Source organism: Janthinobacterium sp. DSP2-3-3, assembly GCF_049897325.1.
GTDB lineage: Bacteria > Pseudomonadota > Gammaproteobacteria > Burkholderiales > Burkholderiaceae_D > Janthinobacterium.
The window spans coordinates 13,989-26,605 of sequence record NZ_JAFCWA010000010.1; the positions used below are offsets into that span (position 1 = coordinate 13,989).

Annotated in this window: 9 protein-coding genes; 6 read left to right on the forward strand and 3 right to left on the reverse strand. The window is 62.7% G+C overall.

The annotated features are described in order from the left end of the window. The first annotated feature begins 280 nt into the window (after positions 1–280). Entirely contained in the window at positions 281–2,020 is a 1,740-nt protein-coding gene (locus tag ACP7DE_RS19650) for a putative bifunctional diguanylate cyclase/phosphodiesterase (RefSeq protein ID WP_426073648.1), read from the forward strand. Continuing rightward, a complete protein-coding gene (locus ACP7DE_RS19655; protein WP_426073649.1) occupies positions 2,017–3,513 on the forward strand; it encodes an HDOD domain-containing protein in 1,497 nt (498 codons plus the stop codon). The genes ACP7DE_RS19650 and ACP7DE_RS19655 overlap by 4 nt, the downstream gene beginning before the upstream one ends. A 104-nt stretch (positions 3,514–3,617) precedes the next feature. Here the strand turns inward: ACP7DE_RS19655 and aroC are convergent, their stop codons facing one another. Beyond that, positions 3,618–4,712 carry a chorismate synthase gene (aroC, locus tag ACP7DE_RS19660; RefSeq protein ID WP_426073650.1) on the reverse strand — a complete coding sequence of 365 codons (1,095 nt, stop codon included), beginning with the start codon at positions 4,710–4,712 and terminating at the stop codon, positions 3,618–3,620. A gap of 421 nt (positions 4,713–5,133) precedes the next feature. Here aroC and ACP7DE_RS19665 point away from each other — a divergent pair, with 421 nt between their 5' ends. Next, positions 5,134–7,395: a putative bifunctional diguanylate cyclase/phosphodiesterase gene (locus tag ACP7DE_RS19665; RefSeq protein WP_426073651.1), complete on the forward strand. Its 2,262-nt coding sequence runs from the start codon at positions 5,134–5,136 to the stop codon at positions 7,393–7,395. A gap of 69 nt (positions 7,396–7,464) precedes the next feature. Here ACP7DE_RS19665 and ACP7DE_RS19670 read toward each other — a convergent pair whose 3' ends face one another. Then, positions 7,465–7,911, reverse strand: a complete 447-nt coding sequence (locus ACP7DE_RS19670; RefSeq protein ID WP_010398828.1) for a CBS domain-containing protein — start codon at positions 7,909–7,911, stop codon at positions 7,465–7,467. 224 nt (positions 7,912–8,135) lie between these two features. Then, complete coding sequence (locus ACP7DE_RS19675) at positions 8,136–8,759, reverse strand: 2OG-Fe(II) oxygenase (RefSeq protein WP_426073652.1); 624 nt, start codon at positions 8,757–8,759, stop codon at positions 8,136–8,138. 281 nt (positions 8,760–9,040) lie between these two features. Between ACP7DE_RS19675 and ACP7DE_RS19680 the strand changes: the two genes are divergently transcribed. The 3 genes from ACP7DE_RS19680 to ACP7DE_RS19690 are packed head-to-tail and all read left to right on the forward strand — an operon-like array spanning position 9,041 to position 12,606. Further along, positions 9,041–10,351, forward strand: a complete 1,311-nt coding sequence (locus tag ACP7DE_RS19680) for an O-acetylhomoserine aminocarboxypropyltransferase (RefSeq protein ID WP_426073653.1) — start codon at positions 9,041–9,043, stop codon at positions 10,349–10,351. Position 10,352: 1 nt separating this feature from the next. Then, complete coding sequence (locus tag ACP7DE_RS19685; protein WP_426073654.1) at positions 10,353–11,165, forward strand: alpha/beta fold hydrolase; 813 nt, start codon at positions 10,353–10,355, stop codon at positions 11,163–11,165. Positions 11,166–11,199: 34 nt separating this feature from the next. Beyond that, positions 11,200–12,606: a PoNe immunity protein domain-containing protein gene (locus ACP7DE_RS19690; protein WP_426073655.1), complete on the forward strand. Its 1,407-nt coding sequence runs from the start codon at positions 11,200–11,202 to the stop codon at positions 12,604–12,606. The last annotated feature ends 11 nt before the right edge of the window (positions 12,607–12,617 follow it).

Here is a 12,617-nt window from a genome sequence, read left to right on the forward strand (position 1 = left end):
AGCCAGCGTGAGAGAAAGTTTCCACGGGGAACGAAATGCCCGCGGGTGTCGCGCACGATGATTTTTTTCATGCAAGGCAGGAATATTTACAAAACCTGAAGCAATGTTGCTCTATTTCATGTAATCGAATGCTTTTCAATGATACATTTCGTGTGGATCGCGTTCCGATAGTTGCCTCCGGCCCGCTATGACGCGCGTAGCGCACGATGCACTCTTTCCGTTGGCGCCCTGCCCTGCAGCGAGCGCCGGCACTGATAAAAAAAAGGTAAAAGCCAGCACGATGTTTTCCAGTACCCCATCCGCCGCCCACCGCGAGGCACGCCACGAGTTGGACAACCTCATGGAAGAGGCCGGCGACGTCGTGTTCCGGCTCGATACGGACGGCCTGATCCTGTTCGCCAGCAAGCGCGCAGCCACCCTGTTCGGCACGCCATCGGGCCTGGCCGGCCACTTGCTGTTGCCGCTGGCCGCCGAAGCGTCGCGCGCGGCGCTGCAGGCGGCGCTGGAAGATTCCTTGGCCGAGCCGGGCCGCCTGGAAGTGCGCCTGCAAACGCCAGACCAGGAAATCTGGTTCGAGCTGCGCCTGTCTTCTTATATGAACGGGGACGGCATCGCCGAATTGCTGGTGGTCGGGCGCGACACCTCGGCCCAGCACAACACGGAAGAACGCTTGCGCCACATGGCCACGCACGATGCGCTGACCGGGCTGCCGAACCGCCTGCTGCTGTCGGACCGTATCCGCATGGTCATCGCCCAGGCGGCGCGTTCGGGCCAGGGCTTTTCCGTGGCCACCATCGGCCTCGATGGTTTTAAAAAGGTCAACGATGGCCTGGGCCACCCCGTCGGCGACGCCGTGCTGCGCCTGGCCGCCGCGCGCCTGCGCAAGACCTTGCGCGACAGCGACACCCTGGCGCGCGTGGGCGGCGATGAGTTCGTCGCCGTGCTGCCCGGCAGCGCCACCGACGCGCAAATCAAGCTGGTGACCGGTCGCCTGCTGGCCACCCTGCAGGCGCCGTTCGAAGTCGATGGCCACACGATCTACGTGGGGGCGTCCGTGGGTGTATCGATCTATCCGCAGCACGCAGAAGATGAAGTGCGTCTGGTGGCGCTGGCCGATGCGGCCATGTCGCGCGCCAAGGAAACGGGCAAAGCCCGCTGCCTGGTCTACAGCCCGCGCCTGAATGGCCCATCGGAACACGATATCTCGCTGGAAGCGGCCATGTTCCACGCCGTGCGCGAAGGGGAATTCCTGCTGTTCTACCAGCCCATCGTCGATGCGCACACGCGGCAAATTCAGGGCTTTGAAACCCTGATGCGCTGGAAGCACCCGACCCTGGGACTAGTGCCGCCCGTGCGCTTCATCCCGATCGCCGAAGCCAATGGCCTGATCAATCTGCTGGGCGCCTGGGCGCTGAAAGCGACCTGCGTGCAGCTCAAGCAGTTCCAGGAAGTGGCCAAGCGGCCGCTGTACATCTCCGTCAACATCAGCCCGCGCCAATTCCGCAACGACAAATTCCTCGACGTGCTCGATGACGCCATCGCGTTTTCGGGACTCTCCGGCGAACACCTGGTGCTGGAAATTACGGAAGGCACCCTGATGATCGACCCCGTGCATGCGGAAACCATCCTCGTCAAGATGACGGAGCGCCGCGCGCGCATTGCCATCGACGATTTCGGCACCGGCTATTCCTCGCTGGCGTATCTGAAGCGCTTCCCCATTTCCGTACTGAAGATCGACCGCACCTTCATCAAGGACTTGCCCGAATCGAGCAAGGATGCGGCCATCTGCAACACCATTCTCGATCTGGCCAAGCACTTGAATTTGTCCGTGGTGGCCGAAGGCGTGGAAACGGAAGAGCAGATGCACTTCATGGAGTCACGCGGTTGCCAGTACGTGCAAGGCTATTTGACGGGCAAACCGATGCCGGCCCATGCCGCGCTATCGGCCTTGAGCGAAAAAACCTATGCGGCGCTGGTGCCCACGCCGTCTGTCTATGAACAGCGCGGAGGGGTGCAATGAATCCAGGTCATTTCACGGTGCCGACACAGCTCGGCAAAAACACCCTGGACCTGCTGTGGGCGCGCACGCGCCAGCAGGGCGACATGCCCGGCTTCGCGAAAGCCATCAGCGCCATCCTGGGCGCCATGCGCGGCGAGGATGACCACGAATTCGACATCACGCAAACGGTGCTGTCCGACCCTGTCCTCACGCACAAAGTACTGCGCCTGGCCAACAGCGGCATGTACTCGGCCTTCGGCCAGAGGGTCAACACAGTCTCGAAGGCGGTGCTGGTGCTGGGCATCGACGCCATCGGCCATCTGGCGCTGGGACTGAAACTGATCGAGGAGCTGTCGCAGGCGTCGCCCGACTCCGTCAGCGCCCACGTGGAAATGGAAAAGGCCGTGCTAGCCGGGATGGTGGCGCAGCAGGTGGCCACCAGCGCCGGTAGCCTGCAAGCCGAGCAAGCCGTCGTCTGCTCCATGCTGCACACGCTGGGCCGCATGATGGTGACGTTCTACATGACGGACTTCTGGGCGCGCATGCAGGCGCACGCGGGGCCGGGCAACGAGGCGGCCGCCGCGCGCGAAATCCTCGGCCTGTCGCTGCCGGAAGTGGGCTATGCCACGGCCGCCCACTGGGGCTTGCCGCAGCACCTGATCAACGGCATGCGTCCGATGGAGCCATCGCCCGACAACGCGCCCGTCAGCGGCGCCGACTGGATGGCAGGCCTGTCGACGATGGCGGCGCGCTGCGCCGACTCGTTGTGGCATGACGATGCGGCCGGCACGGCGCAGGTGCACGCGCTGATCGACGACTATGCGGGCACCCTGGGTATCACAGCCACCGACCTGGTGGTGGCGGTAGACAAGGCAAAAATGATGGCGGCGGCCGACCTGTCGATCGCGCCGCTGTCGAAACCGGCCGAACGGCGCGCGCGCCAGCTGGCCTCGACGCGCATGCGCGCCGAGGGCAATCGCGTGCTGATCGGCGGCCTGGCCGACCTGCGCGGCGCCATCGGCAGCGCCAGCCCTGGACAGATGGTCTCGATGGCGCTCGAAACGCTGCACCAGGGCTTCGATTTTTCGCGCTCGGTGGCGTTCGTGCGCAACCATAGGGATCATTTGTACTCGGCACGCATCAGCATGGGCGAAGGCACGGCCGACCTGCAGGACCTGATGGTGTTTGGCGACGCGTATGAGCCGAACGTGTTCCACGCGGCCCTCAATAGTGACCGAGTGATCTTCATCGACAATGCGCGCGACCCGAAATTTGCCGCCAAACTGCCGCAATGGTGGAAAGCCACCTTGTCGGAAGCGCGCAGCTTCGTCGTGCTGCCCCTGTCGGCCAACGGCCATCCCACGGGATTCCTGTACGGCGACTGGGACGACAGCTTCCCGCCAATCCAGCTGAACCAGACGGAATTCAACCTGATCAACGATATCCGGGCCTTACTGGTGCAATCGGTGGAGATGCGCCATCAATTGGAATTGGTGGCGAACAAAGTGGCGTGATACCGGTGATGTCGGCTTACGCGCCACGCGCTAAGCCGACCTAGGCATGGCATGGGTCGTAGGTCGGATTAGGGCCGCAGGCCCGTAATCCGACAACATTCAGCTTACTTCAACTTCGGCGTATTCACCGACACATCGCCGCATTGCGCGCGGTGCATCAGGGCGTGGTCGATCAGCACCAACGCCAGCATGGCTTCGGCGATCGGCGTGGCGCGGATGCCCACGCAGGGGTCGTGGCGGCCGAAAGTTTCCACCATCACGGGATTGCCCTCTTTATCGATCGAGCGGCGCGGCGTGCGGATCGACGAGGTCGGCTTGATGGCGATCGACACGCTGATATCCTGCCCCGTCGAGATGCCACCGAGCACACCGCCCGCGTTATTGCCAATAAAACCTTCCGGCGTCAGCTCGTCGCCGTGCTCGGAACCCTTTTGCGCCACGGCGTCGAAGCCGGCGCCGATTTCCACGCCCTTGACGGCATTGATGCCCATCATGGCGTAGGCGATGTCGGCGTCGAGTTTGTCGTAGATGGGTTGGCCCAGTCCCACCGGCACGTTTTGCGCAATCACGTCGATGCGCGCACCGATGGAATCGCCGTCGCGGCGCAATTGATCCATGGCCTCTTCCATGCGCGCGATCAGGTCCGCGTCGCCGCTGGCGGCAAAGAACGGATTCGCATGCACGTGTTCCCAGGACTGGAATGGCACGGCAATGTCGCCCAGCTGGCTCATGCAACCCTTGAAGGTGGTGCCGTACTGCTGCAGCAGCCACTTCTTGGCAATCGCCGCCGCGCCCACCACGGGCGCCGTCAGGCGCGCCGAGGAACGCCCGCCGCCGCGCGGGTCGCGCACGCCGTATTTATGCCAGTAGGTATAGTCCGCGTGGCCGGGGCGGAAGCTTTCCGCGATATTGCCGTAATCCTTGCTGCGCTGGTCTTCGTTGCGGATCAACAGCGCGATAGGCGTACCCGTCGTCACGCCCTGGTACACGCCCGAGAGAATTTCCACCGTATCCGATTCCTGGCGCTGCGTCACGTGGCGCGAAGTGCCCGGCTTGCGGCGGTCCAGCTCGGGCTGGATATCGGCTTCCGACAGGACCAATCCGGGCGGACAGCCATCGATCACGCAGCCGATGGCCGGGCCATGCGATTCGCCGAAAGTGGTAACAGTAAACAGTTTGCCAAAAGAATTGCCGGACATAGTAGGAAGTGTGAAAGACTGGAAAACTCAATTCTACCAGCCTGCGGGGCATGCCATGCCGCTAATGCCACGCCAAGGCCCGATATTGCCCCACACATTTCGCCATTTTTAAATCCCGCGTATTTTCCATACAAAAAATACCAAATATGAGTTGCAATCATGCAATACAAGAAATATTGCACTCCACAGGAGATTTAAAAAAACTTTTTGCTTATTAAATAGCTATATACTTGGGTGATGGGCCATTAGAAAATGTGCACCTGAGTGCTGCATTTTCGATGCGCCCTGAGTGCATCAGAAATGGCCAGGGCTAGGCGCGGCGCCGAAGACAGTACGCGAGTACGGCGAGGCGCTGCAACAACGCCATGGACATTTCTGATGTGCTCACATCTCGTTCCGAGTCATCCTGGAGAAGCTATACATGCCCGCACCGATCATCCCCCTTGACGCCAACAAGGACGATCACGACGACCTGGTATTCCTCGATGAGCAACCAGCGGCGCCGCTGGTCGCCGCACCGCGCAGCGTCTGGCGGGTGATGATCATCGACGACGATGAAGACGTCCACTCCACCACCACTTTCGCCCTGGGCAACCTGGAAATGCAGCATCGCCCGCTGGAATTCGTGCATGCGTATTCGGCCGGCCAGGCGCGCGAACTGCTCAAGCATGAAGATGACATCGCCGTCATCCTGCTCGACGTGGTGATGGAACAGGACGACGCAGGCCTGCACCTGGTGCGCTACATCCGCGAAACCCTCAAAATGACGGACGTGCGCATCATCCTGCGTACGGGCCAGCCAGGCTATGCGCCGGAAATCGACGCCATCCGCGATTTCGACATCAACGATTACAAGACCAAGTCCGAACTGACGCGCATCAAGCTGTTTACCACGGTGACGGCAGCCATTCGCTCGTACGAGCAGATACGTTCGATCAGCAACAGCCGGCGCGGCCTGGACCGGATCGTCCACGCCAGCACGCAGCTGATGGCGCTGCACGGCGTGCAAAATTTCTCGGCCGGCGTGCTGGCGCAGATCGCCGACCTGCTGGGCATCCGCGCCGACGGCGTGCTGTGCGTGCAGGACTTGCAGGACAGCGGCGCCAGGGAATTGCTCGTCTCGGCCTGCACGGGCAGCTTTTCCAGCCTGCCGCACAGCGCCCTGTGCGGCCTGCAAAACCCCCGCGTGATGGCCGCCATCGAGCACACGCTGGCGCAGCGACGCAATGTGTACGCGCACGACTATGCCACCCTGTACTTCGCGGGCAAGGCCAGCCGCGACGCAGCCGCCTACCTGGTCCTGCCACGCCCCCTCACCGCCATCGATGAAAGCCTGCTGGAAGTGTTTTGCAGCAACGTCGCCGTGGGCCTGGACAACGTCGAGCTGGTATCTCACCTGCACAATGCCGCCTTTTATGACCAGTTGTCGAAGCTGCCCAACCGCACGCGCCTGGTGGAAATCCTCGACGCCGCCCTGGCCGGTCCCGCGCGCGACGACGCCACCCTGGCGCTGGTCGACCTCGACCACTTTGCCGAGACCAACGACGCGCTGGGGCACCAGTTCGGCGACACCCTGCTGGTCGCCGTGGCGGGCCGCTTGCAAACCCAACTGGGGCCGCAGTTGACGGTGGCGCGTCTGGGCGGCGACATCTTTTGCGTGCTGGGCGACTCGTCGCAAGTCAATCCGGCCAACATCCTGGCCCTGTTCCAGGCGCCGTTCAGCATCGATGGCCAGGATGTGCAACTGTCCGCCACCCTGGGCCTGGTGCGGCTGGGCGAACATGCGGGCACAGGCGCCGATGCACTGAAGGATGCCGATATCGCCTTGAAACGGGCGAAAAGCCAGCAGCGCGCCGGACACTTCTATTTCTCGCGCAGCATGGGCATTGAAATCCGCGAACGGGTGCGCATGATGCACGCGCTGCGCACGGCCTTCAGCCAGGACCAGCTGTTTGTCGTCTACCAGCCGCAGATCGACTTGACCACGCGCCGCCCCGTGGGCGCCGAAGCGCTGCTGCGCTGGCAGACGCCGGACGGCAAATTCATCTCGCCCGACCGCTTCATACCGATTGCGGAATATTCGGGCATCATCATCGATCTGGGCGAATGGGTGCTGCGCACGGCTTGCCGCGAACTGGTGCTGCTGCGCGAGCAGGGCCACCGCAACTTCGTCATGTCCGTCAACGTGTCGCAAGTACAGTTCCGCCACCCCCTTTTTTTGGAAATGCTGCGCGCGGCGCTGGAAGAGACGCAGGCGCCGCCCGAGTTCATCGAACTGGAAATCACGGAATCGATGGCCATGGAAGAGCCGGACATGCTGATCAAGATGTTGTGGCAGATCAAGCAGACGGGCGTCAGCATCGCCATCGACGACTTCGGCACGGGCTTTTCCTCGCTATCCTACCTGCAGCGCCTGCAAGTCGACCGCCTGAAAATCGACCGTGCCTTCGTCACCGAGATCACCGGCTCCGCGCGCGGCAGCAGCATCGCCGAGATGGTCATCCAGCTGGGCCGCAACCTGGGCCTGGCCGTAATCGCCGAAGGCGTGGAAGACGAGCGCCAAGCACAAATTTTGCAGGCGCTGGGCTGCCCGATGGCGCAAGGCTTTTTGTTTGCCCGCCCCATGACGGCCACGGCGCTGGGTACCTGGCTGAACAACGAGGCGCTGCAGGGCGCGGCATAGGCGGCGCCACCCGCTTCTGCAATGCAAAACGCCGGCAATTGCCGGCGTTGTTATTACTGCATAGTGCTATTAGTCCGTCGTTTCAGCCGGCCAGTCGCGGATATACGCTTTCAGCATCTGGTTTTCAAAGCTTTGCGCTTCGAGCACGGCGCGTGCCACGTCGTAGAAGGAAATGACGCCCAGCAAGGTCTTGGCGTTCATGACGGGTAGGTAGCGCGCATGTTTTTCCAGCATGATGCGACGCACTTCATTGACTTCCGTATCCGGGGTGACGGTGATCGGGTGGTCATCCATGTGCTTGCGCACGGTGCCACCGCCGATCTGGCCCGCGTTTTCATGCAGCGCGTTGAGCACTTCGCGGAAGGTCAGCATGCCGACCAGGTCGCCAAATTCCATGACCACCAGCGAACCGATGTCCTTTTCAGCCATGGTATTGGCCGCGTCAAGCAAGGGCTGGTCAGGCGTGACCGTGTAGAGAATATTGCCCTTGACTTGGAGAATTTCAGATACTTTCATATTGGCCGTCCTGTCCGCGTGATTGGTATTTTAGTTATTCTAGCCCTTACTGCGACTGTAGCCTATGCCTGCGGAAAAATCCAGCCTTGCGCGCAATCAAATCGAGGAGGATTGTCGGGCAAGAAAAACGTAGCGAGCGGATGCGCGGCGCGGCCGAAAAGCGCAGCGGTACGCGAGTACCGTGAGCATCGCCGGCCGTGCCCCGCGACGCGCAGTAGTTTTTCTCACGCGCGGCGGCGGAACCAGCCTGCGATCGACAGGCGCTCGCGCGCCGTCGGCAACACTTCGTGCAGCATCTCGCCCGACAGAAACATGGCCATGCGCCCTGCTTCGGGCGCGATATCCACGCTGGGGCCGCCATCGGGGTGCAAACGCAGCGCGCCGCCGTGTTCGGGCAGCCAGTCGTCGTTCAGGTACAGCACGACGGACACAGTGCGCTTGTCGTCGTCGCGGAAACGGTCCAGATGGGCCCGGTAAAAAGCGCCCGGCGCGTACAGGGCGAAATGGCTTTCGTACTCGTCCAGCCCCAGGAACAGCTCACGGTTGAGTACCTGGCGCAATGCTTCCATCTGTTCAAGATAGCGGTCGCAGGCCTCTGAACGGCCCGCTTCCAGCCATGCGATATGGTCGCCGCGAATAGCCGGCTGTAGCAGGGGCGCATGGCCGCTGCCCACGCCGGCGCCCTTCATCTTGCCGCTGAGCATGGATTGCACGCATTCGGCGGCCAGCTGGCGGCTGAGCTCAAGAGAAATGAATTGCTCTTGCATGCGCCAGCCTGCGCGGCACAGGCCGTCAACGATAGAGGGTCCGGAAACGGCAAGGGCGCCGTCGAACGATATTGCGGGCATAAAATATTTCCTGGTGGACATACATGAGAGTGCGCCTGAAGCCCAGGATTTCGTTCGTTTGCAGCTGCTTCCCGGCGGTGCGGCGCACGCGCGAAGGTCGAACAACCCGAATATCACTGATCCGGCATCCTACCACCGCCACGCGGAGCCGGTCACTTTTTTCCACTTCAAGTGACACGCGCCGCCTGCCAGCACGGCGCCATGCGCCCTGCACGCGAGCCCTTTTACTCAGCGGAAAATCAGGTTACGATCTTGGCACTATAAAACTTGGCGGAGACACCATGAGCGGCCCGAAATACCCCGGTTTCGATACTTTATCCCTGCATGCGGGCGCGACGCCCGACCCGGCTACGGGCGCGCGCGCCACGCCCATCCATTTCACGTCCTCGTTTGCCTTCAAGAGTTCCGAGCATGCGGCCTCGCTGTTCAACATGGAACGGGCCGGCCACGTGTACTCGCGCATTTCGAATCCCACCAACGCCGTGCTGGAAGAGCGCATCGCCGCGCTGGAAGGTGGCGTGGCAGGCATCGCCACGGCCAGCGGCCAGGCCGCCATGCACCTTGGTTTATGTACCATCGCCGGCGCGGGATCGCACATCGTTGCTTCACGCGCCCTGTACGGCGGCTCGCACAACCTGCTGGCCTATACATTAAAACGCTTCGGCATCGAGACGACGTTTGTCGACCCGCGCGATGTGGACGCCTGGCGCAGTGCGATACGCCCTGAAACCCGCGTGCTGTTTGCGGAAACCCTGGGCAATCCCGGCCTCGACGTGCTGAATATCCCGCAAATAGCCACCCTGGCGCACGAACACCAGTTGCCGCTGATGCTAGATTCGACGTTTACCACGCCCTATTTGCTGCGCCCCTTCGAGCATGGCGCCGACCTGGTGTTCCACTCGGCCACCAAGTTTTTATGCGGCCACGGCACGGCCATCGGCGGCTTGCTGGTCGATGGCGGCACCTTCGACTGGCAAACGGCCTACGACAAAACGGGCCGTTTTGCCGAACTGTGCGAACCGTATGACGGCTTTCACGGCATGGTCTTCGCCGAAGAATCGACGGTGGCGCCGTTCGCCCTGCGGGCGCGACGCGAAGGCTTGCGCGATTTCGGCGCCGTCATGAGCCCGCACAATGCCTTCGCCATCCTGCAGGGCATCGAAACCCTGGGCTTGCGCATGGACCGCCACGTGGCCAACACGCGCAAGGTGATTGACTTCCTGCTGGCCAATCCGGCCGTGGAATCCGTGTCCTACCCTGAACTGCCGTCGCATCCCGACTACGCACTGGCGAAAACCCTGCTGCCGAAAGGCGCGGGCGGCGTGTTCACCTTCCGCCTGCGCGGCGACCGCGCGGCGGGCCAGCGCTTTGTCGACAGCCTCAAGATCTTCTCGCACCTGGCCAATGTGGGTGACGCCAAGTCGCTCGTCATCCACCCCGCCTCCACCACGCACTTCCGCGTGCCAGACGAGCAACTGGCGCAGGCGGGCATCACGCAAGGCACCATGCGCTTATCGGTGGGCCTGGAAGATGCGGACGATTTGATCGAAGACCTGGCCCGCGGCCTGAAACTGTCGCAGAAAGGCGCCTGAGATGTTATTCACCATCGAGAACAGCACGGCCTACTGCTACACGGGCGGCAAACCATACAACCCGGATCAGCCCACGGCTATCTTCATCCATGGCGCGCAGAACGACCATTCCGTGTGGGCCCTGCAAACGCGTTATTTCGCCCACCACGGCTGGAACGTGCTGGCCGTCGACTTGCCGGGCCATGGCCGCAGCCTGGGCGCGGCGAAAAGCAGCGTCGAAGAACTGGCGCGCTGGATACTCGCCGTGCTGGATGCGGCTGGCGCGGGCAAGGCCATGCTCATCGGCCACAGCATGGGGTCATTGATCGCGCTGGAAGCGGCATTCCTGGCGCCCGTAAGGATCAGCCACCTGGCCATGTTGGGCTCCACCTACCCGATGAAAGTCTCGCCCGCGCTGCTGGAAACGTCACTCCATGACGAACAGGCGGCCATCGACATGGTCAATATCTGGTCGCACTCGTCGATCGCGCAAAAGCCGTCGTTCCCCGGCCCGGGCTTCTATGCCATGGGCGGCGCGCGGCGCTTGAAACAGCGCATCGCCGCCATCAACCCCAATCACGTGTTTCACACGGATTTTTTCGCCTGCAATGCCTACGCGAACGGCGAAATCGCCGCCGCTTCGGTACACTGCCCCACGTTATTCATTGTCGGCGCGTGCGACATGATGACGCCGCCCAAATCGACCAGGCTGCTGACAGCAACAATAGCGCATGGCACGGTGGTGCAGGTCGACAGCGGGCACGAATTGATGGCCGAGCAGCCCGACGCCGTGCTCGACGCGCTGTTTGCGTTTGCGCAAAGCACGCCGGCATGACGCCATGCCACGCACACTTTTTTAGGATAGATAGATGATGTTGTTGAATACCCTGCTCGATGAATTGACTGGTCGAGGCAGCGGCACGGAAGCGGAGCAGCAAGAACGCTATAAATGGCTGCAACAGTTGCGCTGCACCAACCCGCAGGCGGCTGAAGGCGGCCCCATGGCGGGCATCCCCGGCTACTACTGGTCCCGGTTGCCGCAGGCACTGACGGTCGCCGGCCAGCAGACGGATCTGCTGGTCGGTACCATGAACGCGCAATACCTGGTGTTCGCCGGCCGCCACGCGGCAGCCTTTGGTGCCGAACTGGGGCTGCAATACGACGCCAACAACCACATCGACCGCCCCGGCGGCATCGATGAACTGCTCGACGCGTATGAAGAAGAGGCCGACGGCAGCTGGACCACCTTGCCGGCTGGCCAGCCAGCGCCACCGCTGGCCGGCTGGGACGACGTGTATTTCCGCGTGCGCGACCTGAGCGACGGCATAACCATCCAGAGCGTGACCACCATCGCCTACGAGAGCAGCCGTTTCCCTGGCTATACCCTGCTGGGCACGACCCTGGTAGGCGCCGGCGCCATCGCCCACGATGACGAGACGGCGCAGTATATGCAGCAAATCTTCGCCGATTGGGCCATCCAGCGCGATTGCGCCGCGAGCTGCCCGCCTTCCTCCACGCCCTGGCCATGCACGCCGCGCCAGGCGCCGCCCTTGCCGTCCGGCACCCCGTTCGATTTCGGCCGCAATCTGGCCTATCTCGACGCCCTGCTGACGGCCTATGTGCGGGCACAGGCGCGGGCACAAGACGATGGTGGCGATAGCGCCAACTGGGCTTGCGCCGCCGCCAGCGTGGCTTACCAGGTATTCTCGCTGCGCTACACGGCCGGCCGGCCCTTGCCCGAGGTGAACAGCGCGCTGGAAGCGGCCGTCGCCGCCTGCGAAACGGCGCGCGCGGCGCTGGCCGCCGCCTACGATGACGATGCCTTGCCCGCCTTTGATTTCGAACAATTGACGGATTACGCACGCACCTTGCAGTTGCTGGGCGCGACCCTGCTGTTCGGCCGCCACGACCTGGCTGCCCGCCTGGCCGCCCTGCAAACGGCCTTCGATGGCGAAGATGGAGTGTACGAAGCGCTGTTGTCCGCCATCGATCCGCAGCGTCCCGCCGTCGACGAATGGTATTTTGCCGAGCCCTATTCCACCCTGTACGACTGCCTGGACGAAGCCGATGCCGCGCAGCAACTGGAACACCTGCGGCAATACCTGGCCAGCTGGCATGGCGCGCTGGTGCACGAAGACTGGTTCAACGGCCATTTGCGGGCGCAGGGTCTGGGCGGCTACTACGGCCTGTGGGCCTTCGAGGCGGCCGCTGTGGCCATGCATCTGGGCCTGGAGCGCAGCGCACTGGCGCACTGGGTCATGCCGCCATCGCCCTGAATACCCCCGTT

Bases quoted from the DNA above. Each gene is read 5' to 3' on its own strand.
- ACP7DE_RS19675 (WP_426073652.1), bottom strand. From the start codon at position 8,759: ATGCCCGCAATATCGTTCGACGGCGCCCTTGCCGTTTCCGGACCCTCT.
- ACP7DE_RS19685 (WP_426073654.1), top strand. From the start codon at position 10,353: ATGTTATTCACCATCGAGAACAGCACGGCCTACTGCTACACGGGCGGC.
- ACP7DE_RS19665 (WP_426073651.1), top strand. From the start codon at position 5,134: ATGCCCGCACCGATCATCCCCCTTGACGCCAACAAGGACGATCACGAC.
- ACP7DE_RS19655 (WP_426073649.1), top strand. From the start codon at position 2,017: ATGAATCCAGGTCATTTCACGGTGCCGACACAGCTCGGCAAAAACACC.
- ACP7DE_RS19690 (WP_426073655.1), top strand. From the start codon at position 11,200: ATGATGTTGTTGAATACCCTGCTCGATGAATTGACTGGTCGAGGCAGC.
- ACP7DE_RS19670 (WP_010398828.1), bottom strand. From the start codon at position 7,911: ATGAAAGTATCTGAAATTCTCCAAGTCAAGGGCAATATTCTCTACACG.
- ACP7DE_RS19680 (WP_426073653.1), top strand. From the start codon at position 9,041: ATGAGCGGCCCGAAATACCCCGGTTTCGATACTTTATCCCTGCATGCG.
- ACP7DE_RS19650 (WP_426073648.1), top strand. From the start codon at position 281: ATGTTTTCCAGTACCCCATCCGCCGCCCACCGCGAGGCACGCCACGAG.
- aroC (WP_426073650.1), bottom strand. From the start codon at position 4,712: ATGTCCGGCAATTCTTTTGGCAAACTGTTTACTGTTACCACTTTCGGC.